Source organism: Kitasatospora sp. NPDC059646 (genome assembly GCF_042734615.1).
Classification (GTDB): Bacteria; Actinomycetota; Actinomycetes; order Streptomycetales; family Streptomycetaceae; genus Kitasatospora.
In genome coordinates this window covers 1-24159 of record NZ_JBHWDS010000068.1, presented here as the reverse complement: position 1 = coordinate 24159, position 24159 = coordinate 1, and the positions used below count along the sequence as shown (strand labels likewise).

26 protein-coding genes are annotated in these 24159 nt (G+C 72.6%); 17 read left to right on the top strand and 9 right to left on the bottom strand.

Annotated features, from left to right (window positions below):
• Positions 1 to 4: 4 nt before the first annotated feature.
• Both ACFV1L_RS32685 and ACFV1L_RS32680 read right to left on the bottom strand, forming a co-directional pair.
• Positions 5 to 739, bottom strand: a complete 735-nt coding sequence (locus tag ACFV1L_RS32685) for a phosphatase PAP2 family protein (RefSeq protein ID WP_380372973.1) — start codon at positions 737 to 739, stop codon at positions 5 to 7.
• Positions 740 to 915: 176 nt separating this feature from the next.
• Entirely contained in the window at positions 916 to 1968 is a 1053-nt protein-coding gene (locus ACFV1L_RS32680; protein ID WP_380373008.1) for an NlpC/P60 family protein, read from the bottom strand.
• 248 nt (positions 1969 to 2216) lie between these two features.
• On the opposite strand from ACFV1L_RS32680, the gene ACFV1L_RS32675 reads away from it, so the two are divergent.
• From ACFV1L_RS32675 to ACFV1L_RS32650, 6 genes are all read left to right on the top strand, one after another.
• Positions 2217 to 2564, top strand: a complete 348-nt coding sequence (locus tag ACFV1L_RS32675; RefSeq protein ID WP_051653268.1) for a hypothetical protein — start codon at positions 2217 to 2219, stop codon at positions 2562 to 2564.
• Positions 2565 to 2697: 133 nt separating this feature from the next.
• The gene (locus ACFV1L_RS32670) at positions 2698 to 3519 is read left to right on the top strand and encodes a hypothetical protein (protein ID WP_380372971.1); all 822 of its coding nucleotides are present in this window, start codon (positions 2698 to 2700) and stop codon (positions 3517 to 3519) included.
• Positions 3509 to 4789, top strand: a complete 1281-nt coding sequence (locus ACFV1L_RS32665; RefSeq protein ID WP_380372968.1) for a hypothetical protein — start codon at positions 3509 to 3511, stop codon at positions 4787 to 4789. Before ACFV1L_RS32670 ends, ACFV1L_RS32665 begins: the two co-directional genes overlap by 11 nt.
• A gap of 7 nt (positions 4790 to 4796) precedes the next feature.
• Positions 4797 to 6383 (top strand): SCO6880 family protein, encoded by a 1587-nt coding sequence (locus ACFV1L_RS32660; RefSeq protein ID WP_380372965.1) that lies wholly within the window; start codon positions 4797 to 4799, stop codon positions 6381 to 6383.
• Positions 6384 to 6399: 16 nt separating this feature from the next.
• Positions 6400 to 7746 (top strand): ATP-binding protein, encoded by a 1347-nt coding sequence (locus tag ACFV1L_RS32655; protein WP_380372962.1) that lies wholly within the window; start codon positions 6400 to 6402, stop codon positions 7744 to 7746.
• Between the two features lie 165 nt (positions 7747 to 7911).
• Complete coding sequence (locus ACFV1L_RS32650) at positions 7912 to 9726, top strand: bifunctional metallophosphatase/5'-nucleotidase (RefSeq protein ID WP_380372960.1); 1815 nt, start codon at positions 7912 to 7914, stop codon at positions 9724 to 9726.
• 55 nt (positions 9727 to 9781) lie between these two features.
• Here ACFV1L_RS32650 and ACFV1L_RS32645 read toward each other — a convergent pair whose 3' ends face one another.
• The 5 genes from ACFV1L_RS32645 to ACFV1L_RS32625 all read right to left on the bottom strand — a co-directional run bounded on the left by ACFV1L_RS32645 (position 9782) and on the right by ACFV1L_RS32625 (position 15136).
• Complete coding sequence (locus ACFV1L_RS32645) at positions 9782 to 11182, bottom strand: sensor histidine kinase (RefSeq protein ID WP_380372958.1); 1401 nt, start codon at positions 11180 to 11182, stop codon at positions 9782 to 9784.
• Positions 11183 to 11241: 59 nt separating this feature from the next.
• Positions 11242 to 12018, bottom strand: a complete 777-nt coding sequence (locus tag ACFV1L_RS32640; RefSeq protein WP_380372955.1) for a response regulator transcription factor — start codon at positions 12016 to 12018, stop codon at positions 11242 to 11244.
• Positions 12019 to 12091: 73 nt separating this feature from the next.
• Positions 12092 to 13123, bottom strand: coding sequence for a S1C family serine protease (locus ACFV1L_RS32635; RefSeq protein WP_380372952.1), 1032 nt, complete (start codon positions 13121 to 13123; stop codon positions 12092 to 12094).
• A gap of 89 nt (positions 13124 to 13212) precedes the next feature.
• Complete coding sequence (locus ACFV1L_RS32630; RefSeq protein ID WP_380372950.1) at positions 13213 to 14265, bottom strand: LacI family DNA-binding transcriptional regulator; 1053 nt, start codon at positions 14263 to 14265, stop codon at positions 13213 to 13215.
• 139 nt (positions 14266 to 14404) lie between these two features.
• Positions 14405 to 15136 carry a response regulator transcription factor gene (locus tag ACFV1L_RS32625; RefSeq protein WP_380372948.1) on the bottom strand — a complete coding sequence of 244 codons (732 nt, stop codon included), beginning with the start codon at positions 15134 to 15136 and terminating at the stop codon, positions 14405 to 14407.
• Between the two features lie 585 nt (positions 15137 to 15721).
• On the opposite strand from ACFV1L_RS32625, the gene ACFV1L_RS32620 reads away from it, so the two are divergent.
• The 5 genes from ACFV1L_RS32620 (at position 15722) to ACFV1L_RS32600 (ending at position 18793) form a co-directional block, all read left to right on the top strand.
• Positions 15722 to 15985, top strand: a complete 264-nt coding sequence (locus ACFV1L_RS32620; protein ID WP_380372946.1) for a MoaD/ThiS family protein — start codon at positions 15722 to 15724, stop codon at positions 15983 to 15985.
• A 114-nt stretch (positions 15986 to 16099) separates the two neighbouring features.
• A complete protein-coding gene (locus ACFV1L_RS32615) occupies positions 16100 to 16771 on the top strand; it encodes a DUF2993 domain-containing protein (RefSeq protein ID WP_380372944.1) in 672 nt (223 codons plus the stop codon).
• Positions 16772 to 17288: 517 nt separating this feature from the next.
• Complete coding sequence (locus ACFV1L_RS32610; protein WP_380372942.1) at positions 17289 to 18122, top strand: sulfurtransferase; 834 nt, start codon at positions 17289 to 17291, stop codon at positions 18120 to 18122.
• A gap of 39 nt (positions 18123 to 18161) precedes the next feature.
• The gene (locus ACFV1L_RS32605) at positions 18162 to 18452 is read left to right on the top strand and encodes a DUF1416 domain-containing protein (protein ID WP_035864892.1); all 291 of its coding nucleotides are present in this window, start codon (positions 18162 to 18164) and stop codon (positions 18450 to 18452) included.
• A gap of 62 nt (positions 18453 to 18514) precedes the next feature.
• Positions 18515 to 18793 carry a DUF3099 domain-containing protein gene (locus tag ACFV1L_RS32600; protein WP_380372940.1) on the top strand — a complete coding sequence of 93 codons (279 nt, stop codon included), beginning with the start codon at positions 18515 to 18517 and terminating at the stop codon, positions 18791 to 18793.
• 4 nt (positions 18794 to 18797) lie between these two features.
• On the opposite strand, the gene ACFV1L_RS32595 is transcribed toward ACFV1L_RS32600, so the two are convergent.
• Positions 18798 to 19160 carry a DsrE family protein gene (locus ACFV1L_RS32595; protein WP_380372938.1) on the bottom strand — a complete coding sequence of 121 codons (363 nt, stop codon included), beginning with the start codon at positions 19158 to 19160 and terminating at the stop codon, positions 18798 to 18800.
• A gap of 253 nt (positions 19161 to 19413) precedes the next feature.
• Between ACFV1L_RS32595 and ACFV1L_RS32590 the strand changes: the two genes are divergently transcribed.
• The 3 genes from ACFV1L_RS32590 to ACFV1L_RS32580 all read left to right on the top strand — a co-directional run bounded on the left by ACFV1L_RS32590 (position 19414) and on the right by ACFV1L_RS32580 (position 21491).
• Positions 19414 to 19998, top strand: a complete 585-nt coding sequence (locus ACFV1L_RS32590) for an FABP family protein (protein ID WP_035864895.1) — start codon at positions 19414 to 19416, stop codon at positions 19996 to 19998.
• 79 nt (positions 19999 to 20077) lie between these two features.
• Positions 20078 to 20524, top strand: a complete 447-nt coding sequence (locus ACFV1L_RS32585) for a Fur family transcriptional regulator (RefSeq protein ID WP_380372935.1) — start codon at positions 20078 to 20080, stop codon at positions 20522 to 20524.
• 10 nt (positions 20525 to 20534) lie between these two features.
• Positions 20535 to 21491 carry a YgfZ/GcvT domain-containing protein gene (locus ACFV1L_RS32580; protein ID WP_380372932.1) on the top strand — a complete coding sequence of 319 codons (957 nt, stop codon included), beginning with the start codon at positions 20535 to 20537 and terminating at the stop codon, positions 21489 to 21491.
• Positions 21492 to 21498: 7 nt separating this feature from the next.
• Here ACFV1L_RS32580 and dtd read toward each other — a convergent pair whose 3' ends face one another.
• A complete protein-coding gene (dtd, locus tag ACFV1L_RS32575) occupies positions 21499 to 21930 on the bottom strand; it encodes a D-aminoacyl-tRNA deacylase (RefSeq protein WP_380372929.1) in 432 nt (143 codons plus the stop codon).
• 347 nt (positions 21931 to 22277) lie between these two features.
• Between dtd and ACFV1L_RS32570 the strand changes: the two genes are divergently transcribed.
• The 3 genes from ACFV1L_RS32570 (at position 22278) to ACFV1L_RS32560 (ending at position 24121) form a co-directional block, all read left to right on the top strand.
• Positions 22278 to 22796, top strand: a complete 519-nt coding sequence (locus ACFV1L_RS32570) for an ABC transporter substrate-binding protein (RefSeq protein WP_380372927.1) — start codon at positions 22278 to 22280, stop codon at positions 22794 to 22796.
• Between the two features lie 57 nt (positions 22797 to 22853).
• On the top strand, positions 22854 to 23804 hold the full coding sequence (locus tag ACFV1L_RS32565) for an asparaginase (protein WP_380372924.1): 951 nt from the start codon (positions 22854 to 22856) through the stop codon (positions 23802 to 23804).
• A gap of 98 nt (positions 23805 to 23902) precedes the next feature.
• Positions 23903 to 24121: a dodecin gene (locus ACFV1L_RS32560; protein ID WP_380372922.1), complete on the top strand. Its 219-nt coding sequence runs from the start codon at positions 23903 to 23905 to the stop codon at positions 24119 to 24121.
• Positions 24122 to 24159: the final 38 nt, after the last annotated feature.

Sequence of the window (24159 nt, the reverse complement as noted above, 5' to 3'; positions counted from 1 at the left end):
CCCGTCAGGCCGCCAGGTCGGACTCCCGGTCGCGGTCCGCGCGCCGGCCCGGGCGGGCCGCCCGGCCGGCCGACCCGGCCGCGGAACGGCGCCGACCGGACGCCGCCGGGGCCTTGGCCGCCACCAGCGGGCGCAGCGCGGTGCGGGACAGCGCGTGGCACAGCGGAACCAGCACGGCCATCGCGATCGGGGCGAGCAGCAGCACCACGGCGGTGGCCAGCGCGTAGCCGCCGATCACGTCGGTCGGGTAGTGCACGCCCACGTACATCCGGCAGAAGCCCTGCAGCAGGGCGAGCGCGCCGGCGGCCGCACCGAGCTTTCGGTTGACCAGGAACAGCGCGACGGCGATGCCCATCGACATCGCGGAGTGGTCGCTGACGAAGGACAGGGTGTCCTCCTTGCCGGGGACCAGCACGTCGATCTCGGGATGGTCGACGAACGGCCGGGGCCGGTCGACCATGGCCGAGATCGGCAGGTTGGCGAGCTCGGCGATGGCCACCGCGACCGGTGCCCACAGCACGCCGGCGACGGCGACCGGCGCGTCCGGGCGGCGGCGGGCGACCAGCCAGGCGGTCAGGCCGATCGCGGCCAGGCCGAGCAGGATGCCGTACTCGGCGGTCCAGGCGACGAGCGAGTCCAGCCAGCCGGGCGCGTCGGCGGCCAGGCCGTTGACGGCCTTGAGCAGCCCGAGGTCCGGATCGCCCGAACCGGTTCCCGCATCGGCGAGCAGCGTCGGCACGCCGCACCTCCTGTCCGCTCTCCGCAGTGGTTCCCGGTCCGGTGCGGCCGGGTGCGGACGACCGGCAGCCTCCTGAGTCAACGCGATCAAGGCCGCCGTGGTTTCCGCTGAAACACGCTGTTATGGAAACTTGACTCACCGTCCACCCCGCATGCACATGCCGAGCAGACGGTCCGTCAGCTCTTTGCCGGCCTTTGACTCGCCGTGATGGTGCCGTCGTTCTTGTTCCGGGTCGGCAGCGCGGCCGCGCCGTCCGGGGTGACCCGGGTCGCCCCGATGTAGTCCCGCTGGTTGATGGTGTCGTAGCGGACCTTGGCGCCGGTGTGCGGGGCGTCGATCATGTAGCCGCCGCCGACGTAGATGCCGACGTGGTGGATGGTCCGCGGATCCTCCAGGTCGTTGGCGAAGAACACCAGGTCGCCCGGCCGGAGTTGGTCCCGCGACGGGTGCGGCCCGCTGTACCACTGGTCGTTGGCCACCCGGGGCAGCTCGATCCCCACCGCGCGGAACGCCGCCTGCGTCAGGCCCGAGCAGTCGAACCGCCCGTCCTCCCAGGTCTGCCCGGTGCCGCCCCACATGTAGTCGATGCCCAGCTTGCTCTGCGCGAAGTAGATCGCCCCCGCCGCCTCCTTGGACAGCGCCAGCTGCACGCCCGGGTTCGGCGGCGCGGTGAACGACTTGGCCAGCGCCTGGATGCTCTTCACGTAGCCCTGGGTCTCCTTGTACGGAGGCACCCCCTGGTGGCTGATCACCGCGTACGGGCCGGCGTTGTACGCGGCCAGCATGTTGGCCTGCCGGTCCCCGGGCACCCTGGCGACATCCTTGGCCAGCGCGCAGTCGTAGGCGGCGGCGGAGGCGATCGCGTCCAGGGGGTTCCAGACGTCCCGCCTGCCGTCGCCGTCGCCGTCGACGCCGGAGGAATCCCACGTGCCGGGCATGAACTGGGCCAGCCCCTGCGCCCCGACCGGGCTCTTCGCCGACGGGTCGAAACCGCTCTCCTGGTACAGCTGCGCGGCCAGCAGCGGCGCGGAGATCTCCGGGCAGTACGAGCCCCACTTCTGGATCTGCTGCCGGTACTGCGCCGGCACCGTCCCGCTGGAGAGCGACAGTTCACCGGAGCGCTCCGGGGCCCCGCTGGCCGCGTACGTCCCCAGCGTCACCACCCCGACGAAACCGACGGCCACCACCGCCGCCCCGGCGGCCGCGAGCCGAGCCTTCCCGAGCGCCATCACGCACCATCCCGACGGATCGTCAGCAGCCATGTCCTGTCGCGTCATTGCCCGGTGCAATCATCACAGATACCAAGCGCGGGCAGTATCCTCGAACCATCGGACATCCTGGCGGAAGCGTCCGGCCACCACGAGCAATCCGCGAGAAGCAGCCAAGTCGACGTCAGATCTGGCCAAGAATAGGACCTGCCCCTTCGCTCGACCGTGGTCCGGGGCCTTGAATTTTCCTGATCGGGCGGTGAGATGGGATGAACCTGAACGTGGACAGCAGTGCGATCCGGTACCTGGCGGAGGACCCGCCGAAGAAGGCCAACATCGACACCATCATCGGCGGCATCGCCCCCGACTGGGGCCCGTTCGCGTCGCTCGGCTCCTCGGCCCGCGTCATGGTCCAGGTCATCATGGCCGTCGCCATCCTGGTCTGCCTGGGCATCGCCATCTGGGGCGCCGCCAAGCAGCGGATCGGCGCCACCGCCATGCGCGACACCTTCAGCGCCGAACAGGGCAAGGGACTGATCATCGCCGGCCTGACCGGCGTGTTCATCATCGGTTCGCTCGGCACCCTGTTCACCATTGTGTACGGCATGGCCATCTGACGACCTGACGATCGGACGACATCCGCTCCGACCGCTCCGTCCGCGCCGATCCACGTCCGGCGCGGACGCCACCGAGAACACCCGTCACGCCACCGCGCCCCGCGCGCGGTGGCGCCCCACCAGGAGGGCACCCGTGCCATCGTCCGACGACCAGCCGCACACCCGCACGCGGCTCCCGGTCGCCGAACAGAGCGCCCCCGTGACCGGCCGTCAGGCCAGGCCCCTGCGCACCCTCCTGACCATCCTCGGCATCGTCACCCTCCTGGTGGTCGCCGTCGCCGTCGCCAACCGCGACAAGGCCGTCCCCGGCCGCAACCCCGGCGCCACCTCCGGCGACCGCGCCAACGGCGCCACCGCCCCCGCCGCCGACCGCACCGCCGCCACCGGCCAACAGCCCGTCACCACCACCGTCAACGGCATCGCCACCGGCCACCCCCACACCGAGCAGGGGGCGCAGTCGGCCGCCGCGAACTACGCCGTCGCGCTGGGCTCCACCGACATGTTCCGCACCGACACCCGCCACACCGTCCTCGCCACCCTCGCCGACCCCACCAGCCTCCCCACCCTCCAGTCCCGCCTGGACCAGGCCTTCTCCCCGGAGACGGTGACCCGGTTCGGCCTGGACGCGCAGGGCCGCGCCCCGAAGGGGCAGACGTTCATCAGCCGGATCGTCCCGGTGGGCACCCGCACCACCAACGGTGCCGACACCGCCACCAAAGTCGAGGTCTGGTGCACCGGGCTCTACGGACTCGCGGGCGAGGACTCCGTCCTCCCGGTCAAGCAGGACTGGTACACCCTGACCGTCACCATGCGCTGGACCGGCAGCGACTGGAAGCTCACCGACTACTCCCGCGCCGCGGGCCCCGCCCCCCTGCCGGGCGACCAGCAGGCGGCCACCGCGAAAGAGATCGCCGATGCCGTCCAGCAGTTCGGAGGGTTCCGCTATGCCCGCTGACGCGTCCAGACTGCGCTTCCTGGGCCGGGCCGGCGTGCTCGGCGCGGCCCTGAGCAGTCTTCAACTCACCGCGCTGGTCATTGCGCAACGGGTCGCGGCCGCCCCGTCGCCCAGCCCGACTCCGAGCGCGTCCAAGTGCGCAGGCCAGGACGCCACCGTCCTCGGCGCCGACAAGCTCTGTGCCCCCGACGGCGCCACCGTGATCCCCGGAGGGGATTCGGTTTCTTCGGTGACGGATCCGCTGGGGTCGTTGGCGAAGGGGTGTGCGCAGGCGGCGGCGTGGGTGGTGCGGCAGCTCTCGGGGGCGATCGACGGGACGACGAAGGTCGATTTCACGAACGCGGCGTTCCTGCAGCAGTACGCGGTGGTGTTCGCGGTGTCGACGGTGGTCACGCTGGTGCTGTGGCTGCTGGCGGTGACGAAGCGGGCGGTGCGCGGCGCGGCGCTGGGTCAGGCGTTCGGCGAGGCGGTCGGGTTCCTGTGGCTGACGGTGATCGCCTCGGCGTTCACGCCGCTGATCCTGTACACCGTGGTGACGGTCACCGACGGGCTGACGGACGCGATCGCGGTGGGGACGAAGTCGGACACCGGGACGTACCTGGGCGGGTTCGCGGACACCCTGGAGAAGGGCAGCATGGGCGGCGGCCCGCTGATCCTGATCATCGTGTCGCTGGTGGCGGTGCTGGCCGCTGCGGTGCTGTGGATCGAGCTGGTGATCCGGGCGGCGATGCTGTACGTGGGCGCGCTGCTGGGGACGGCGGTGTACGCGGGGCTGGTGGACAAGCAGCTGTGGAAGCACGTGCGCCGGTGGGCCGCGATGATGCTGGCGATCGATCTGGCGAAGCCGATCATCGTGATCATCCTGGGCCTGGCGGGCGCGGTGGCGACCGGCGCGGGCGCGGACGACGACTTCGCGCGGGTGCTGAGCGGGCTGGCGATCCTGTTCCTGTCGATCTTCGCGAGCGCCGCGGTGTACCGGTTCGTGCCGGGCTTCGGCGACGAGCTGCTGTCGATGCGGCGGGCCCGGGCGAGTGCGGTGCAGGCCGGCAGTGCCATGATCAACGGCCCGGCGAACTTCGTGAAGCAGGGCATCTCGACGCACGGTTCGCGCGGCGGCCCGCAGGCCGCGAACGCCTCGCCGGGTGCGGGTGGCGGTGGCGGGGTGGCCCCGGGCATCGCCGCGCACGCGTCCCGGCCCGCCGCGCCCGGCCGGCAGGCCGGTCCGCCCGCGCAGTCCCAGGCCCCGGTCAACAACCCGAAGGGAGGGTGACGGGTAGATGAGCAGCGAACAGTTCGGCCAGTACGGCACCCAGTACGCCCAGCCGTACGCCCATCAGCGCCGCAGCTACCTGATCGGAAAGGCGCGGCCCAACGCGCCGATCGGGCGGAACCGGGAGACCGGCGAGATCGTGCTGATCATCGCCGGTGCCGGTATCGGCATGCTGTGGGGTCTGGGCGTGCCGATCCTGCCGCTGCGGCTGGCCGGCCTGGTGGGCTTCCCCCTGCTGGCGATCATGGCGGTGTACGTGCCGTACCGGCGGCGGACGTTCTACAAGTGGGTGGAGATCAACCGGACGTACCGGCGCACCGTGCGCAGCGGCCGGGCGGTGTGGAAGCCGGACGTGCACGAGGCCGGGACGCGGCTGGACGGGCGCGAGGTGGAGGTCGGCCCGCCGCCGGGGGTGGGGCGGCTGCGCTGGCTGACCGCGCCGTTCGGGCCGGACGAGGTCGCGGTGCTGATGCACCTGGAGCGGCGCACGGTGACCGCGGCGATCGAGATCGAGGGCCCGGGCGTGGGCCTGCGCGACTCGGAGGACCAGGAGGCGCTGGTCGACCGGTTCGGCACGCTGCTGAAGCACGTGGCCAACGGCGACGGCTTCGTGACGCGGCTGCAGATCCTGGCCCGGACCCTGCCGGCCGACCCGGACGCGCACGCCAAGGACGTGGAGCGGCGGGGCGACCACTCGGCGCCGCGCTGGCTGCAGGAGAGCTACGACCAGCTGCAGTCGATGGTGTCGACCTCCTCGGAGCAGCACCGGGCGTACCTGGTGGCGTGCATGCAGTACACCCGGGAGCTGGCGTCCGAGGCGCACGCGATGGGGCGGACCGCGTACGGGCGGGAGGACGGCAGGCGGGACCGCGGGGACGACGGCCTGGCGACCGTGATGGCGCGTGAACTGACGGACATCTGCGCCCGGTTGGCGGAGGCGGACATCCGGGTGCGGCAGCCGCTGGGGCAGGCCCGGCTGGCGTCGCTGATCCACTCGATGTACGACCCGGACCACCCGATCGACCACATCCAGGCGATGAGCCGGCGCAACGCCTGGCCGGCCGAGCTGGACGCCACGCACCCGCAGTACCTGACGGCGAAGACCCGCGAGTCGGCGACCCGGGAGCCGTGGTGCCACGCCACCGCGTGGATCAAGGAGTGGCCGCTGACCCCGGTCGGGGTGAACTTCCTGGCGCCGCTGCTGGTGCACACCCCGGACGTGATCCGGACGGTCGCGGTCACCATGGACCTGGAGCCGACCGACGTGGCGATCGAGCGGATGCTCACCGAGAAGACCAACGACGAGGCGGAGGCCAGCCGGGCGGCGAAGATGAACCGCACGGTCGACCCGCGCGACCTGGCGCACACCGGCCGGGTGGACCAGCGCGGCGACGACCTGGCGTCCGGCGCGGCCGGGGTGAACCTGGTGGGCTACCTGACGGTGTCCTCGCGCAGTCCGGAGGCGCTGGCCCGGGACAAGCGGACCATCCGGGCGTCGGCCGGCAAGAGCTACCTGAAGCTGGAGTGGTGCGACCGCGAGCACCACCGGGCGTTCGCCAACACCCTGCCGTTCGCCACCGGCATCCGCCGCTGACCACCGGAGCACCCAGATGATCGGAAAGCTCACCGACGCCTTCGCCAGCGCGCTGTTCGGCCGGGTGGAGACCACCCGGCTGCCGGTGCGCACGTCCAGCGGTCAGGCGCAGGCGGTGTACCTGCCGACGGCGGCGCCCGGCCTGGGCGACTCCGGGGTGATCATCGGGCGCGAGGTGTACAGCGGCAAGGGCTACGTCTACGACCCGTTCCAGCTGTACGGCCAGCAGCTGCCGGCCCCGCACTGGCTGGTGCTGGGGGAGTCCGGCAACGGCAAGTCGGCGCTGGAGAAGACGTACGTGCTGCGGCAGTTGAGGTTCCGCGACCGCCAGGTGGTGGTGCTGGACGCGCAGGGCGAGGACGGCGTCGGCGAGTGGAACCTGATCGCCAACGCGCTGGGGATAAAGTCGATCCGGCTGGACCCGCTGGCGGCCCGGGACGGCGGGGTGAAGCTCAACCCGCTGGACCCGGCGATCACCACCACCGGCCAGCTGTCGCTGCTGCGCACCATCATCGAGGTGGCGATGGGCCGCCCGCTGGAGGAGCGGGCCGGTTTCGCGCTGAAGGCGGCGCACGCGTACGTGCACTCCACGGTGACGGACCGCCAGCCGGTGCTGAACGACATCATCGACACGCTGCGCAGCCCCGACCTGTCGGCGGTGGAGTCGCTGGGCGTGGAGATCGGCGAGGTGCAGTCCTGGGGCCTGGACGTGGCGCTGGTGCTGGACCGGCTGGTCGACGGCGACCTGCGCGGCATGTTCGACGGCCCGACCTCGGCGGGCATCGACCTGGACGCGCCGCTGATCGTGTTCGACCTGTCGCACATCGACCGGAACTCGATCGCGATGCCGATCCTGATGGCGATCGTCGGGGTGTGGCTGGAGCACACCTGGCTGCGGCCGGACCGGGTGAAGCGGATCTTCCTGGTCGAGGAGGCCTGGCACATCATCAACAGCCCGTTCGTGGCGCAGCTGTTCCAGCGGCTGCTGAAGTTCGGGCGCCGGCTCGGCCTGTCCTTCGTCGCGGTGGTGCACCACCTGTCGGACGTGGTGGACGGGGCGGCGGCGAAGGAGGCCTCGGCGATCCTGAAGATGGCCTCGACCCGCACCATCTACATGCAGAAGGCCGAGGAGGCGAGGGCCACCGGCCGGGTGCTGGGCCTGCCGCGCTGGGCGGTGGAGATCATCCCGACGCTGTCGCCCGGCATCGCGGTGTGGGACGTCAACGGCAACGTGCAGGTGGTCAAGCACATCATCACCGAGGCCGAGCGCCCGCTGGTGTACACCGACCGCGCGATGACCGAGGACGCGGTGGCCGAGCGGGAGCGCGCCGAGCAGCAGCTGGCCTCCCAGCCGAGGATCTGACCGCCGGGCGGATGCTGACCGAGGGTCAGCGGAGAACTCGTCAGCGTTCGGATACCAGCTCGTTACTTCAGGGTTCCTGACAGCTACGCGCGTTGACCCTAGGCTGCTCCCCGATACAACGCCAGGCCGCCGTCCGTTGCGGCCCCGACGGTGCAGGGGACCCTCATGCCCATTTCCGGTTCCACCGGCCGCCGCAGGACCGCGCTCGCGGTCGCCGCTGCCGCCGCCCTCTTCGGCTCGATGGCCCTCCCGGCCACGGCCGAGGCCCACGGGCACGGCCCGGACAAGCCCAAGTACGAGGACCTGCAGCTCCTCGCCATCAACGACCTGCACGGCAACCTGGAGCCGCCGGCCGGCTCGTCCGGCACGATCAACGAGATCGACCCGGCCACCGGCAAGGTCATCGTCCCCGCCACCCCCGCGGGCGGCGTCGAGTACCTGGCGACCTCGCTGCGCGACGCCCGCCAGGGCCACCCGAACACCGTCACCGTCGCGGCCGGCGACATCATCGGCGCCAGCCCGCTGGTCTCCGGCCTGTTCCACGACGAGCCGACCGTCGAGGCGATGAACAAGATCGGCCTCGACGTCACCTCGGTGGGCAACCACGAGTTCGACGAGGGCTCGGCCGAGCTGCTGCGCATGCAGAACGGCGGCTGCCACCCGACCGACGGCTGCTACGAGGAGGGCCGCACCTTCGAGGGCGCCGAGTTCCGGTACCTGTCGGCCAACGTCACCAACGAGAAGACCGGCAAGCCGCTGCTCAAGCCCTACTGGGTGAAGAACGTCCGCGGCGTGAAGGTCGGCTTCATCGGCGTGACCCTGGAGGGCACCCCGAACATCGTCACCGCCGCCGGCGTGCAGGGCCTCAAGTTCGGCAACGAGGTCGAGACGATCAACAAGTACACCGCCGAGCTGAAGCGACAGGGCGTCAACTCGGTGGTCGCGCTGATCCACGAGGGCGGCTACCCGGCCAGCAACGTCTACAACTACGACTGCGGGGCGGGCGGCTCCGGCGTCTCCGGCCCGATCGTGGACATCGCCAAGCGCCTCGACCCGGCGGTCGGCGCGATCGTCACCGGCCACACCCACAACGCCTACGCCTGCATGATCCCGGACCCGAACGGCGTGCCGCGCTCGGTCACCAGCGCCGCCTCGTTCGGCCGCCTGTACACCGAGATCGACCTCAAGCTGGACAAGCGCACCGGCACCATCGTCCGCCCGTCGGTCACCGCCGCCAACCACGTCGTGCGCCGCACGGTGAAGCCGGCGGGCGACATGACCGACCTGATCAAGCGGTACAGCGCGCTGGCCGCCCCGATCGCCAACCGGGCCGTCGGCTACATCTCCGCCGACATCAACGGCCGCGGCTCCACCGCCCTGGAGAAGCCGCTCGGCGACCTGATCGCCGACGCGCAGCTGGCCGGCCTCGCACCCGCCGACAAGGGCGGCGCGCAGGTGGCGTTCATGAACCCCGGCGGCATCCGCTCGGACCTGGTCTACAAGGCGTCCGGCAGCGAGGGCGACGGCGTGGTGACCTACGGCGAGGCGTTCACCGTCCAGCCGTTCACCAACATGATGCAGGTCAAGACCCTGACCGGCGCCCAGCTGATCCAGGTCCTGCAGCAGCAGGTCTCCGGCTCCAACGAGGCCGCCCCGAAGATCCTGCAGATCTCCGGCAACCTGGCCTACACGCTGGACCTGAACAAGGCCGGCGCGGCCCGCGTGGTCGTCGACTCGGTCCGCCTGAACGGCGCCCCCGTCGACCCGGCCGCCTCCTACCGGGTCGCCGCCAACGAGTTCCTGGCCGGCGGCGGCGACGGCTTCCCGGCGTTCGCGGCCGGCACCGACAAGCTCGTCGGCGCCTCCGACCTGGACCTGTTCAACGCGTACCTGAGCAGCCACAGCACCGCCACCGCCCCGATCGCCCCGCCGGCCCAGAACCGGATCAAGGTCATCGGCGTCGGCGAGGACGCCAGCTGACGCGGTACCCGTGAGGAAGGGCGGGGCACCTCGGTGCCCCGCCCTTCCGGCTGCCTCAGCGCGGATCGTCCGGCTGCCCCGGCAGCACCATCACCGCCTGGGTCCCCGGCCCGCCGTCCGGCGCCGGGCCGAGCGCGATCTGCCCGCCGGTGTCCTGCACGGTCTGCGCCACGATCGACAGCCCCAGGCCGGAGCCCGGCAGCTGACGGGACGACGGGGAGCGCCAGAACCGGTCGAAGACGTACGGCAGTTCCTCCGCCGGAATGCCCGGTCCGTGGTCGCGGACCGTCAACCGCCCGGCGCGCAGCCGCACCTCCACCGTGCCGGACGGCGGCGAGTACTTCACCGCGTTGTCCAGCAGGTTGATCACCGCCCGCTCCAGCGCGGCCGGATCGCCGTGCACGTACCAGGGGTTCACCTCGGTCTCGAAGGTCATCCCCGGGCCGCGCAGCCGCCCGCGTTCGAGCGCCCGCTCCACCGTCTCGTGGAACGGCACCACGGTGCGCACCGCCTCCCGGTTCGGGGTGTCCGGCCGGGAGAGCTGCAGCAGGTCGCCGATCAGCACCGTCAGCTCCTGCATCTGCGCCTTCATGTTGCCCAGCATCCGGGCCCGGGTCTCCGGCGGCAGCGCCCGCCCCTGCGCGTCCGAGCGGATCAGCAGGTCCACGTTGGTGCGCAACGAGGTCAGCGGGGTGCGGAGTTCGTGACCGGCGTCGGCTATCAGCCGGGTCTGCCGCTCCCGTGAGTTGGCGAGCGCGGTCGACATCGAGTTGAACGAGGTGGAGAGCCGGGCGATCTCGTCACTGCCGTTGACCGGGATGGTGGTGCCCACCTCCTCGGTGCGGGCGATGTGCTCGACGGCGTCGGTCAGCTGGTCCACCGGTTTGAGCGCGGACCGGGCCACCACCCGCCCGGCGACGCCTGCCCCGACGACGCCGAGACCGGCGATGCCGGTGATCAGCAGGGCGAGGGAGCTGAGGGACTTCTCGACTCCTGCGGTGGACAGTGCGGTCAGCAGGACGGCGGTCTGCTGCACCCCGCGCACCCGGACGGTGATGTTGGTGCGCCGCACCAGCGCGGAGTCGTCGCTTCCGAGGTAGCTGCCGGTGCGGTACGCCTCCTGCTTGCTGCGGGGCAGCGGGACGCGGTCGCCGGGCTGCACCTGGACGGCCCGGGTGGCGTCGCCGAGGAAGCAGACGGTGCCGTCGGCCAGCAGGAACTGGTAGTCGTACTTCTGCGGGCCGAACCGGCTGGTGCCCTCCGCGGGCACGCCGGCCAGTGCCTCGGCCGGCGTCGCGCCGCAGTGCAGCTCGGCCCGGTCGGGCGGGACCAGCGGCGTCCGGGGTGCGACGGCGAGGCTGTCGCGCACCTCCTGGTAGAGACTCTCCCGGACCAGCAACCAACTGGCCCCCGCCACCACCGCGATGGCCACCGCCACCGCGGCAGCCGTGAGCATGGCCAGCCGGCTCCGCAGGGACCTGCCGCGGAACCAGCCGGTGAGCCGGGAGAACGGCTTCACGCCGCCGCGCCGGTGGGAACGGTGCGCAGGGCGTAGCCGACGCCGCGGACGGTCTGGATGATGCGGGGCATGCCGTGCTGCTCGGTCTTGCGGCGCAGGTACATCACGTACACGTCGAGGGAGTTGGAGGAGGGCTCGAAGTCGAAGCCCCAGACGGCCTTGAGGATCTGTTCGCGGGTCAGCACCTGCCGCGGGTGGGAGAGGAACATCTCCAGCAGCATGAACTCGGTGCGGGTGAGTTCGATCGGGGTGCCGTCGCGGGTGACCTCGCGGGTCGCGGTGTTCATCCGCAGGTCGGCGAAGGACAGCACCTCGCCGCCGTCCACGTCGGCGGCGCTGCGGGCGGCGGCCTCCGCGGCGAGCGCGTTGCGGCGCAGCAGGGCGCGGACCCGGGCGAGCAGCTCGTCGAGTTCGAACGGCTTGGCGAGGTAGTCGTCGGCGCCGACGTCGAGCCCGGTGACGCGGTCGCCGACGGCGTCCCTCGCGGTGAGCATCAGCACCGGGACGGTGTCGCCGCGCGAGCGCATCCGGCGGACGGCGGTGAGGCCGTCCATCCGGGGCATCATGATGTCGAGCAGGACCAGGTCGGGATGGTCGCGTTCGACGGCGGTCAGGGCCTCGTAGCCGTCGGTGGCGGTGGTGACCTGGTAGCCCTCGAAGGCGAGGCTGGATTCCAGCGCGTCGCGCAGGGCGGGTTCGTCGTCGACCACGAGGACGCGGGCGCCGGCGCCCGGGGCCTCGGCAGGGGTGCGGTCGTCGGCGGGGGGAGTCATCGGCGCGTGGGCCCTTTCTGGATCCGGTGCGGTCGTGGCCATTGTCCGTCCGGCGGGACGGATCCGGCGGGTGTCAGAGGTTCTTGCCGGCCTGCATCTGCGGCAGCACCTGCTTGACGCTGTTGATCGGGATGGCGAAGCCGAGGCCGACGCTGCCCGCCCCGGTGCCGCCGGTGGAGCCGGTGCCGTCGGCCGAGTACATGGCCGAGTTGATGCCGATGACCTGGCCGGCGGCGTTGATCAGCGGTCCGCCGGAGTTGCCGGGGTTGAGCGCGGCGTCGGTCTGCAGCGCCTGGTACGTGGCGGTGTCGGTGCCGGACGCGGTGGTGGAGCCGCGCGTGCCGGGCAGCTGGGGGAAGCCGAAGCCGCCGTTCCCCCGGGTGGTGCCCTCGTCGACCTGGACGGACACGGTGCGGTTCTTCGCCGAGACGATGCCGGAGGTGACGGTGCCGGTGAGGCCCTCGGGGTTGCCGATGGCGACGACGGGGTCCCCGACGGCCGTGGCGTCGGAGTCGCCGAGCACGGCGGTGGTCAGTCCGTCGACGCCGGAGGCGGTGATCACGGCGGTGTCCAGGGCCTTGTCGGTGCCGGTGACGGTGGCGGACGCGGTCCGGCCGTCGTGGAAGGTGACGGTGGCCCGGCCGCCGTTCACCGCGCCGGAGACGACGTGGTAGTTGGTGAGGATCTGTCCGTCGGCGGTGAGGACCACGCCGGTGCCGGTGGCCGTTCCGCTGCCGGTCCTGACGGTGATCTGGACGACGGCGGGGGAGAGCGCGGCGGCGATCGCCGACACGTTCGCGCTGCCGTCGGCGTTGGCCGCGACCGGGCGGACCAGGGTGCTGCCCGCGGCGGAGGAGGACTTGTCCCGGTCGCTCGCCAGGACGCCGCCGGTGACGCCGCCGAGCAGCGCGGCGGTCGCGGCGACGGCGGTGACCAGGGCGAGCCGGGTCCTCAGCAGGCCGCGACGGGCGCGGTGGCCGGGGCGCTGCGGCAGGTCGGGCCCCGGGTCGGGGGCGGCGGAGGCGGTGGGCGGCGTCGGCGGGAGCCAGCCCGCGCCGCCGTCCTGGTGGTGGGGCTCGTGGGTGCTGCGGTGCTGGTCGCTCATGGAGAAGACGGTCCGCCCGCTTCATGAACGTTCGATGAGAGGGCGGTACGAGTTCCCCCAGAAGCCTGTCAGCTTCTCATAAAGCCTGGTCAGGCCGGGGGTCGGGCGTCCTCGCCGGTGCAGCCGCAGGAACGCCGCACGACCAGGCGCGACGGGAACTTGCGGACCCGTTCGGTGTCGCTGCCGGGCACCATCAGCGAGTCGTCGAGGACCAGGTCGACCGCGGCCCGGGCCATCGCGTCCCGGTCGGAGGCGACGGTGGTGAGCGGCGGGTCGGCGAACCCGGCCTCCGGAATGTCGTCGAAGCCGGCCACCGCGAGGTCCGTGCCGACCTTCAGGCCGAGTTCGCGGGCGGCCCGCAGCACGCCGATGGCCTGGTCGTCGGTGGAGCAGAAGATCGCCGGGGGGCGCCGGTCGGAGGCCAGCAGCTCCAGTGCGACCTGGTAGGCGCCGTAGCGGTGGAACGGGGCGTCGATCAGGTACGGCTCGGTGGGCAGGCCGTGCGCGGTCATCGCGAGTTCCCAGCCGGCCACGTGGTCGATGACCGGGTCACCGGGGGCGGGCGATTCGACCGGTCCGCCGAAACACGCCACGTACGGGTGACCGTGCACTTCGAGCAGGTGACGGACGACCAGTTCGGAGCCGCCGACGTCGTCGGTGACCACCGCGACGTCGTCGATCGCCTCGGGGCGGCGGTGCAGCAGCACCACCTTGGCGCCCTCCATGGCGGCGAACTCCTCGGCGGCGCGCTGCGAGGGGCCCTGGCTGACCAGGATCAGACCGGAGACCCGCATGCCGAGGAAGGCGCGGACGTAGTGCACCTCGCGGTCGTCGACGTAGTCGGAGTTGCCGATCAGCACGAGCTTGCCGCGCTCGGAGGCGGCGCGTTCCACGGCGTGCGCCATCTCCGCGAAGAACGGCTGCCGGGCGTCGGGGACGACCATGCCGATCAGGTTGGTCCGGCGGGAGGCCATCGCCTGGGCGACCGAGTTCGGGCGGTACCCGAGCTGCTCGATCGCGGCGAGCACCTTCTCCCTGGTGGCCGGGGCGACCGGCCGGGGACCGTTGTTGATCACATAGCTGACGACCGCGGTCGAGGTCCCAGCCAGTCGGGCTACATCGTCGCGCGTCACCTTGGCCACGGGGGGAGTCTACGCGGGTGGCTCGGCGCTTCGGTCCGGGGTCGCGCCCGGTGGGACGGGGCGTTTCCGGGACCGATCGGTACCGATCCGGGCAAAGCCGGGCGCGGTTCCGCGGCGCCCGGCTCCGCCCGACGGGGCGTCAGTGTTCGCGGGCCGCGGCGGCTCGGCTCGGCTCGGCCTTGTCGGTGCCCTTCTCGGGCCGCTCCGGGACCACGAAGCGGTAGCCGACGTTGCGCACGGTGCCGATCAACTGCTCGTTCTCGACGCCGAGTTTGGCCCGCAGCCGGCGCACGTGGACGTCCACGGTGCGGGTCCCGCCGAAGTAGTCGTAGCCCCACACCTCCTGGAGCAGCTGGGCCCGGGTGAAGACCCGGCCGGGGTGCTGGGCCAGGTACTTGAGCAGCTCGAACTCCTTGAAGGTGAGGTCGAGGACGCGGCCCTTGAGCTTGGCGGAGTAGGTGGCCTCGTCGACCGACAGGTCGCCGTTGCGGATCTCCATCGGGGAGTCGTCGGCGGCGACCTGGAGCCGGCCGAGGGCCAGCCGCAGCCGGGCCTCGACCTCGGCCGGCCCGGCGGTGTCCAGCAGCACGTCGTCGATGCCCCAGTCGGCGGTGACGGCGGCCAGGCCGCCCTCGGTGACGACCAGGATCAGCGGGCTGCCGATGCCGGTGGAGCGCAGCAGCTGGCACAGGCTGCGGATCTGCGGCAGGTCGCGGCGCCCGTCGACCAGGATCACGTCGGCGCTCGGGGTGTCGACCAGGGCGGACCCCTCGGCGGGGGCCACCCGGACGCTGTGCAGCAGCAGTCCGAGGGCGGGCAGCACCTCGGCGGAGGGTTGCAGGGCGTTGGTCAGCAGGAGCAGTGAACTCATACCCGGTTAGTCCCCTTTCCGGGTCGTCGCGGTCGCGGCCGCCGAGGGGAACGGCGGGCGCGGAACAGGGTGGGGGAACGCCGACAGTCCGGAGGGGGCGGCGGCGGACGGGACGGCGGTGGCCGGCCGGGGGTCCCGCAACCCCTGGCGTCCCGCTGGTGCCTCGTCCATCGGCGTACCCTCCGCTCTGTCCACCGGGGCCGGCACGTCGTCGTGCGGCCGGCGGCGGGGCCGGTCCGGCGGCGGGTGCGGGTGGGGCACCGTTCGCAAGAACGTCCTACTGGCGTCCTGAAAGCACAAAAGGACCCGGGGGCGACTCTGCCCGGATCCCTTACGGAATCGAGAATAGCCGACCGCCCGCGCGCCCGGGAGGGGCGCGAGCGGCGCACCGGCCCGCGGGCGGGCCCGGGAGGGGTGAAGTACGACACCTTGCGCCCCCCGGAGTGACCTGGCGTGTTTGCCCGGTCGCGGGGCCCGGGGGCGATGATGGGTCCGCACCGGGCCGGCCGCCGCTCCGGGCGAGGACCGTCGAGAGGGGTAGCCGTGACCGCGACCGCCGATGCCCGTTCCGGGCCGGATTCACCCGTGCGGGTCAGTGGGACGGTCCGCTACTGGGCCGCCGCCAAGGCCGCGGCGGGCCGCGCCGAGGAGCCGTACCTGGCCGCCACGCTGGGCGAGGCGCTCGCCGCGGTGCGCGCCGCGCACGCCGGCCGGCCGGAGCTGCTGCGGGTGCTGGCGATGTGCTCGTTCCTGGTGGACGGCGACCCGGTGGGCGCCCGCGACCACGCCGGGGTGGCGCTGTCCGAGGGCGGCACGGTGGAGGTCCTGCCGCCGTTCGCCGGAGGCTGAGCGCGGGTTCTGCGGAGTGCCGCACCGGAACCCGGGCATCCGTGCGATCGTCCTCATGTCCGGGGCCGGTTCGTCGACGGAGCGGCCCCGCCCGACCGTTTCAGGGGGAGTGCGATGCGTGGCGCGGTGAAACTGCTGATCGGCCTCGGGGTGGTGGGCGGCCTGCTGGTCGCGGCCGACCGGGTGGCCGTCGGGGTGGCGGAGGACCAGGCCGCCGACGCCGCGGTCTCCTCCGGCTGGATGACCACCAAGCCGGACGTCGAGATCGGCGACGTCCCCTTCCTGACCAGCGCGGTCGCCGGCGAACTGGACGAGGTCGACCTGACCTCGGACGGGATGACGCTGACCGACGGCAAGGACCGGGTGACGGTGCACGCCTTCCGGGCCAGCCTGTCCCGGGTGAAGTTCACCGACTCCTACCGGGGCGTGACGGTCGGGCACGGCGACGGCCAGGGCGTCATCGACTACAAGGACCTGTCCAAGTTCCTGGCCGGCGGCGGCCTGCTCGGCCTGGAGTACGCCGGCCCGGGGCAGGTGAAGGCCGCGATGCCCGGCGGCGGGATCGAGGGCAAGCTGCACGCCGACGGCAACGACGTGGTCGTGGACAACCTCCAACTCACCGGCGCCGCCTCGGCGTTGAAGGGCCTGGCGGGCGACCGGCTGAAGCCCCAGCGGTTCCGGCTGACCGGTCTGCCGAAGGGGCTCTCGCTGGCCGAGGCCACTCCGGAGCCCGGCGGGGTGCGGCTGCGCTTCACCGTCGCCGCGGGCACCACGCTGGGGCACTGAGGGCCCGGCCCGCCGTCCGGTGGGCGAGACGCGCTGTCCAGCGCCGCCCGGGGAATCCGCCGCACTGCCGGTTCGCCCGGTCCCCGCACGGGGCCGGGACCCGTCGGGGCGCGGCCGAAAACCGGTAAATCTCAGGATTCGAGTGATCGGGTCTCATTATTCGACACGATGATGACAGCGCCCCTTCGGAGTCCCTAGCATCGTCGTCATGAAGCGACAGGCGGACCTCACGAAGCGGCGGGCGGTAGACCACTGCCGCGTGTCGAGCTGCCTGTGTCGAATGCGCTGACCGGGCGGTCCTGACCCCAGTCACGGCACGCCCGCCCCGTCCCGACGCCGCGAACCGGTAGCAGTTGCGCACCGGCGCGTCGGGAACGACGAGCACCTCTCCGATTCACCCCTCCCGGCTCAGCCGCACCTCACGCCGTCCCAGCATGCGGACAGGTGTGCGGACAACGCGGCCCGGGAGATCCTCCAGCAGCCTTCCGCCAACCGCCCCCGGATGGAGAAACAGCACATGAGCCGCAGCGACGTCCTGGTCGATGCCGACTGGGTCCAGGCCCACCTGGACGACCCGAAGGTGGTCATCGTCGAGGTCGACGAAGACACCGCCGCCTACGACAAGAACCACATCCGCAACGCGGTCCGGATCGACTGGAAGAAGGACCTGCAGGACCCGGTCCGCCGCGACTTCATCGACCAGGCCGGCTTCGAGGCGCTGCTGTCCGCCAAGGGCATCGCCAACGACGACACCGTGGTGCTGTACGGCGGCAACAACAACTGGTTCGCCAGCTACGCCTACTGGTACTTCAAGCTGTACGGCCACGGCGACGTCCGCCTGCTGGACGGCGGTCGCAAGAAGTGGGAGCTGGACTCCCGCGAGCTGGTCGTCGAGCAGCCCGAGCGCGCCGCCACCCAGTACACCGCGCAGCCGGCCGACTCCTCGATCCGCGCCTTCCGCGACGACGTGATCAACGCGATCGGCACCCTGAACCTGGTCGACGTCCGCTCGCCCGACGAGTTCTCCGGCAAGCTGCTCGCCCCGGCCCACCTCCCGCAGGAGCAGTCGCAGCGCCCCGGCCACGTGCCGAGCGCCAAGAACATCCCGTGGGCGAAGAACGCCAACGACGACGGCACCTTCAAGAGCGACGACGAGCTGAAGGCGCTGTACGAGGCCGAGGGCGTCGACCTGGCCACCGACACCATCGCCTACTGCCGGATCGGCGAGCGCTCCGCGCTCACCTGGTTCGTCCTGCACGAGCTGCTCGGCCAGCAGAACGTCAAGAACTACGACGGCTCGTGGACCGAGTACGGCAGCCTCGTCGGCGTGCCGATCGAGCTCGGCAACTGAGCCCCGGCTCGCGCGAAGCAAGGAAGAGGGAGAACAGACATGTGCGGTGCGAAGGCCGGCGGCCCGGACCTGGCAGGAGTTGACGTGGCGAACGAGACGATCATCCAGGGTTCGGTGACCCGCAACGAGGAGCCGGTCAACGGCTACGTGCGGCTGCTCGACGAGAACGGCGAGTTCACCGCCGAGGTCCCGACCTCGGCGACCGGGCAGTTCCGGTTCTTCGCCCGCCCGGGCAAGTGGACCCTGCGGGCCCTGGTGCCCGGCGCCACCGTGGACCGCCAGGTGGTCGCCACCCAGGGCGAGTTCACCGAGGTCGCGATCGCGGTCTGACGACGGCGCGGAGGGCCCCGGGCGTCTTACGACGGCCGGGGCCCTCGGCCTACCCTGGAACCGTGCAGGCACACCGGCGGCACGTGCGCTACTTCGTGATGATGGGCGTCTGCCTGGGGCTGTTCGTCCTCGCCTGGGGCGTGGTGCGGTTCTTCTCGGTCGGCGCCGCGATCGGCCTGTGCCTGGTGGCCATGGTGATCCCGCCGCTGGCCGCCGTCCTCGCCAACCGGCGGGACAAGGACGACGACTGGTGGAACGACCCGCGCTGGGACGACCCGCACTGGGAGCAGCGCGGCCACGACCGGGACCGCCCGGACCGCGAGCCCCGCGACGACCGGTAGCGGCTCAGTAGACGAGTGCCTTGGCGTCGTCCGCCATCACCTCGGACAGGAACACCTGCGCGCCGGCGATCCGCACGCCCTCGATGACGTCCGCCTGCGCGATGCCCCGGCGCGCCGCGCACTGGGTGCACAGCGTGACGGTACCGGCGGCGAGGACCGCCTCCAGCAGGTCCGGCAGCGGCGCGGAGTGCGGCAGCTCGAACTCGGCGGCCTTCCCCGGCAGCGCGAACCACGCGGACTCGCCGGTCAGCCACAGCGAGACCGGCACGCCGCTGGCGACCGCGACCGAGGCGACCGTGAAGGCCTGCGAACAGCGCTCCGGCGCGTCCGCGCCGGCGGTGACCTTGATGACCAGGTTCTTCGACATGCCCCAGAGACTACGGGCGCAGGGGCCGCCCGATAGACTCCCGGCCGTAGTGGAAAGCCCCGTACGTCCGTCGAACCCGCCCCTGGGAGCGCACCGTGTCCGGTCTTGAGATCTTCTTCGACAGCCTGCTGGCTCTGATGGCCGTGCTGATCACCTGGTTCGCCATCTTCTCCGTCATGAAGCTCTACCAGGGCCAGCGCTGAGCCTGCCGTACGGTTGATCCGGTAACCGTCCGACGACAGCAGCCAGGACCATGATCGAGATTCCTTCCGACCTCCACCGGGACGTCGTCCCGCTCGCCTTCCTCCTCGGTACCTGGGAGGGCGCGGGCGTCCACGACTTCCCCGGCAGCGAGAAGTGCAACTTCGGCCAGGAGATCGTCTTCCGCCACGACGGACGGCCTTTCCTGGAGTTCCGCTCCCGCACCTGGGTGCTGGACGAGCAGGGCGAGAAGGTCCGCCCGCTGGAGATGGAACACGCCTTCTGGCGGGTCACCAGCAACCAGCACGGCACCAGCGGCGAGCGCGAGATCGAGGTCTCCTCGGTGCGCGACGACGGCACCGTGGAGATCTGGTACGGCAAGCTGCACGACGGCAAGCCGCAGATCGACCTGGCCACCGACGCGGTCGCCCGGATCGAGGGCGCGGCCCCGTACAGCGGCGGCAAGCGGCTGTTCGGCCTGGTCAAGGACGAGCTGCTGTGGGTCGGCGAGAAGGCCGCCCCGCAGGTGCCGCTGCGGCCGTACATGTCGGCGCAGCTGAAGAAGGTGCTCAACCCGGCGCAGCTGATCAAGGACGTCAACGACCTCCCGGACGACGGGATCGCGTTCTTCCGCTGAGCCCGGTCCGAGTGGGGGACCGACCCGGCGGTCGGTCCCTACACTGGTCGGCACGACCTCTCAACGGGCAGGGACACCAGTGGCGAACACCGAGACCACCGACTGGAAGGCCGACCTGCGCGAGCGCGGCTACCGGCTGACCCCGCAGCGCCAGCTGGTGCTGGAGGCCGTCGACGCGCTCGACCACGCCACCCCGGACGAGATCCTGGCGCAGGTCCGGCGCACCGCCAGCGGCGTGAACATCTCCACCGTGTACCGGACGCTGGAGCTCCTGGAGGAGCTCGGCCTGGTCTCGCACGCCCACCTCGGGCACGGCGCGCCCACCTACCACCTGGCCGGCCGGCACACCCACCTGCACCTGGTCTGCCGGGACTGCGACCGGGTCACCGAGACCGACACCGCGATCGCCGCGCCGCTGATCGACAGCCTGCGCGCCCAGCACGGCTTCGACACCGACCTGAAGCACTTCGCCATCTTCGGCCGCTGCGCGGACTGCACCGCCAAGTCGGAGGACGGCCGGCCGTAAGCTGGCCGGTATGAAGAGCCCGCTGCTTGCGCTGCCCGGCGCCGTCGCCGCCGAAGGTCCCGACGAGGGGGTCGCCGCCCACTACGGCGACCTGTTCCGCGAGCAGCGGGAGCTGGCCGCGGGGCGCGGCTTCACCGACCTGTCGCACCGCGGCGTGGTCACCGTCACCGGCCCGGACCGGCTGAGCTGGCTGCACCTGCTGCTCACCCAGCACGTCAGCGAACTGCCGCCGCAGCAGGCCACCGAGGCGCTGGTGCTGTCCCCGCACGGGCACGTCGAGCACGCGCTCTACCTGGTCGACGACGGCGCCACCACCTGGATCCACGTGGAGCCCGGCACCGCGCCCGCGCTGGTGGCGTACCTGGAGTCGATGAAGTTCTGGAACCGGGCCGAGGTCGCCGACGCCACCGCCGACTACGCGGTGGTGTTCCTGCCGGCCGGCTCCACCACCCCCGCCGACCGGGCCGCCGCCGTCCGGGAACTCCCGTGGGGCCGCGACCTGTTCCTGCCGCGCGCCGAACTCGCGGAGGCCGTCGCCGGGTTCGGCCCGGCCGCGGGCGTGTGGGCGTACGAGGCGCTGCGGATCGAGGGGCACCGGCCGCGGCTGGGCTTCGAGACCGACCACCGCACCATCCCGCACGAGGTGGACTGGCTGGGCAGCGCGGTGCACCTGAACAAGGGCTGCTACCGGGGCCAGGAGACGGTCGCCCGGGTGCACAACCTGGGCCGCCCGCCGCGCCGCCTGGTCTTCCTGCACCTGGACGGCACCGAGGAGAAGCTGCCCGCGCACGGCGCCGAGGTCCGGGTCGACGGCCAGGACCGGCCGGTCGGCTTCGTCACCTCCGCCGCCCGCCACCACGAGCTCGGCCCGGTCGCGCTGGCCCTGGTGAAGCGCAACACCCCGGTGGACGCGGTGCTGCTGGCCGACGGCGTGCCGGGCAGCCAGGACGTGATCGTCCCGGCCTGAGGCCCGCTCAGACCTCCAGCAGCACGGTGAACGGCCCGTCGTTCACCAGCGACACCTTCATGTCGGCGCCGAACCGGCCGGTCTCCACCTTGGCGCCCAGCGCGCGGAGTTCGGCCACCACGGCGTCCACCAGCGGTTCGGCGACCGGGCCGGGGGCGGCGGCGTTCCAGGTGGGGCGGCGGCCCTTGCGGGCGTCGCCGTACAGGGTGAACTGGCTGATCACCAGCAGCGGGGCGCCGAGCTCCGAGCAGGACTGCTCGGGGCTGCCCGGGAACAGCCGCAGCGTCCACAGCTTGCGGGCCAGCTGGGCGGCCTGCGCCGGAGTGTCCTCGTGGGTGGCGCCGACCAGGACGCACAGGCCGGGGCCCTCGATCGCGCCGACCGTCTCGCCGTCCACCGTCACGGCCGCCTCGGTGACCCGTTGCACCACTGCTCGCATGCCGCCCATTGTGCCCGCACGTCCACCCGGGGGGCGCACGTGCTCGGGTTGCACGCCGGGGTCGCACATGATGCGCCCCGATCGGTGCAGGTGGGCCCGTGGCGGGGATTCTTCGTACTAGCCAGGGGTGTTCGCCAGGGGGCCGTTCGGGTACTCGGGCGTGCGGGCCCGGGGCCCGGGGTGGCACGCTGTCCGACGGCCCGGGGCCATCCGGGCCCGAGGGGGGCTCCGCCGTCCCGGCGAACCGCGTCACCCGCACGAGTGGCACCGCCCGACGCCGGGAACCCTGGGTGGCGGGCGGCCCGTGCGATCGGCGGGCCCTGGTACTACGGCAGGTGGTCGGATTGATGGACGTGAGCGCGCTCGACGGGCTGGCCGGCCTGGCCCTGGAAGAGCTGCGGGTGCTGCGCCGGAACGCCCTGGAGCAGGAGGCCGACCTGTCGTACCTGCGCCGCCTGCTGCACGGCCGGCTGGACATCCTGCGGGCCGAACTGCAGCGCCGGGAGATCCCGCTGGCGGTCGCCGGCGAGGCCCCGGGCGACCTGCTCGACCGGCTGCCCGCGATCCTGGCGGACGCCCCGTCCGCCACCCGCCGCCCGGCCCGGCACCTGACCCTCGGCCCGCCGCGCGGCGAGCACTGCCGGCTGGAGGCGGACGCCCTGATGGGCGACGTCCAGCTGGCCGACCTCGGCGCGCACGCCACCGCCGACCTGCTGGCCGCTGTCGAACGGCTGGCCGAGCACGAGCGCGAGGTGTCCGGCCGCCGCCAGGCGCTGCAGCGGACCGCGGACGACTGCGGGGCGGAAATCACCCGCAGGTACCGTGAGGGGGAGGCCCGGGTCGAGGACCTGCTCGGCGGCAGCTGAGCGGGCGGAACGCGGTCGGGGCCCACCCACCCTCACCGCACGTCCTGGAGACCGCCCGTGTCGCAGTCCGCCCTGCCCGCCCTCGCCGAGGTCATACGCTCCGGCTTCACCGAGGGCCGCCACCGAGGCTCGCTGGTCCTGCTCGACGCCGACGGCGCCGTCGCGTTCGCGCTCGGCGCCCCCGAGCAGCCGGTCTATCCGCGCTCCACCGCCAAGCCGTTCCAGGCGGTCGCCACCCTCCGGGCCGGTCTGGAGCTGCACGGCGAGCAGCTCGCGCTCGCCGCCTCCAGCCACTCCGCCGAGCCCTTCCACCGGGCCGCGGTCCGCCGCATCCTCGCCGACGCCGGCCTCACCGAGGCCGCCCTGCGCACCCCCGCCGACCTGCCGCTGGACGAGGTCGAGGCGGAGGAGCTGCTGCGCTCCGGCGGGCAGCGGGAGCCGATCCTGATGGACTGCTCCGGCAAGCACGCCGGCTGGCTGGCCGCCTGCGCCGCCAACGGCTGGGACCTGGACAGCTACCTCGACCCCGAGCACCCGATCCAGCGGCTGGCCCGCACCGCCCTGGAGGAGGCCACCGGCGAGCGCGCCGCGCACACCGGCACCGACGGCTGCGGCGCCCCGCTGCTGGCCGTCTCGCTGACCGGCCTGGCCCGCGGCTACCGCGCCCTGCTGCTGGCCGAGCCGGGCACCGTGCAGCGCCGGGTCGCCGACGCGATGCGCGCCCACCCCGAGTACGTGGCCGGCACCCGCCGGGCCGACACCTGGCTGATGCGGGCGGTGCCCGGCGCGCTGTCCAAGATGGGCGCCGAGGCCGTCCAGGTGGTCGCGCTGCCCGACGGCCGGGCCCTGGCGTTCAAGATCGAGGACGGCGCGGAGCGCGCCCGCGGCCCGGTGCTGGCCGCCGCGCTGCGCCGGCTGGGCGTCGAGGACCCGGTGCTCGACCGGATCGCGGCCGCCCCGCTGCACGGCGGCGGCCAGGTGGTCGGCGAGGTCCGCGCGGCGTTCTGACGCCCCGTCGGGCGATGCCGGGATGCCCGCCCCGTCCCGCTGGTGCACGGTGGACGGCGGGGGAGCGCCCGCCACCGCCGCACCAGGGAGTACTTGCCATGACCGACCACACCTACCGGGTCACCGAGATCGTCGGCTCCTCGCACGAGGGCGTCGACGCCGCCATCCGCAACGGCATCGCCCGCGCCGACCGCACGCTGCGGAACCTGGACTGGTTCGAGGTGGTCCAGGTCCGCGGCCACATCGAGGACGGGGCGGTCAAGCACTTCCAGGTCGGCCTGAAGGTCGGCTTCCGGCTCGACGACGACGGCAGCTGACCGGCCGTCGGGAACGTGCGAGGGGCGGGAGTCCGGAT

Excerpts from the sequence above, each read along its gene's own strand:
- ACFV1L_RS32610 (WP_380372942.1), top strand. The coding sequence starts at position 17,289 with ATGAGCCGCAGCGACGTCCTGGTCGATGCCGACTGGGTCCAGGCCCAC.
- ACFV1L_RS32640 (WP_380372955.1), bottom strand. The coding sequence starts at position 12,018 with ATGACTCCCCCCGCCGACGACCGCACCCCTGCCGAGGCCCCGGGCGCC.
- ACFV1L_RS32635 (WP_380372952.1), bottom strand. The coding sequence starts at position 13,123 with ATGAGCGACCAGCACCGCAGCACCCACGAGCCCCACCACCAGGACGGC.
- ACFV1L_RS32615 (WP_380372944.1), top strand. The coding sequence starts at position 16,100 with ATGCGTGGCGCGGTGAAACTGCTGATCGGCCTCGGGGTGGTGGGCGGC.
- ACFV1L_RS32580 (WP_380372932.1), top strand. The coding sequence starts at position 20,535 with ATGAAGAGCCCGCTGCTTGCGCTGCCCGGCGCCGTCGCCGCCGAAGGT.
- ACFV1L_RS32680 (WP_380373008.1), bottom strand. The coding sequence starts at position 1,968 with ATGGCGCTCGGGAAGGCTCGGCTCGCGGCCGCCGGGGCGGCGGTGGTG.
- dtd (WP_380372929.1), bottom strand. The coding sequence starts at position 21,930 with ATGCGAGCAGTGGTGCAACGGGTCACCGAGGCGGCCGTGACGGTGGAC.
- ACFV1L_RS32570 (WP_380372927.1), top strand. The coding sequence starts at position 22,278 with ATGGACGTGAGCGCGCTCGACGGGCTGGCCGGCCTGGCCCTGGAAGAG.
- ACFV1L_RS32645 (WP_380372958.1), bottom strand. The coding sequence starts at position 11,182 with ATGCTCACGGCTGCCGCGGTGGCGGTGGCCATCGCGGTGGTGGCGGGG.
- ACFV1L_RS32595 (WP_380372938.1), bottom strand. The coding sequence starts at position 19,160 with ATGTCGAAGAACCTGGTCATCAAGGTCACCGCCGGCGCGGACGCGCCG.
- ACFV1L_RS32605 (WP_035864892.1), top strand. The coding sequence starts at position 18,162 with ATGTGCGGTGCGAAGGCCGGCGGCCCGGACCTGGCAGGAGTTGACGTG.
- ACFV1L_RS32665 (WP_380372968.1), top strand. The coding sequence starts at position 3,509 with ATGCCCGCTGACGCGTCCAGACTGCGCTTCCTGGGCCGGGCCGGCGTG.
- ACFV1L_RS32660 (WP_380372965.1), top strand. The coding sequence starts at position 4,797 with ATGAGCAGCGAACAGTTCGGCCAGTACGGCACCCAGTACGCCCAGCCG.
- ACFV1L_RS32675 (WP_051653268.1), top strand. The coding sequence starts at position 2,217 with ATGAACCTGAACGTGGACAGCAGTGCGATCCGGTACCTGGCGGAGGAC.
- ACFV1L_RS32560 (WP_380372922.1), top strand. The coding sequence starts at position 23,903 with ATGACCGACCACACCTACCGGGTCACCGAGATCGTCGGCTCCTCGCAC.
- ACFV1L_RS32590 (WP_035864895.1), top strand. The coding sequence starts at position 19,414 with ATGATCGAGATTCCTTCCGACCTCCACCGGGACGTCGTCCCGCTCGCC.
- ACFV1L_RS32655 (WP_380372962.1), top strand. The coding sequence starts at position 6,400 with ATGATCGGAAAGCTCACCGACGCCTTCGCCAGCGCGCTGTTCGGCCGG.
- ACFV1L_RS32625 (WP_380372948.1), bottom strand. The coding sequence starts at position 15,136 with ATGAGTTCACTGCTCCTGCTGACCAACGCCCTGCAACCCTCCGCCGAG.
- ACFV1L_RS32650 (WP_380372960.1), top strand. The coding sequence starts at position 7,912 with ATGCCCATTTCCGGTTCCACCGGCCGCCGCAGGACCGCGCTCGCGGTC.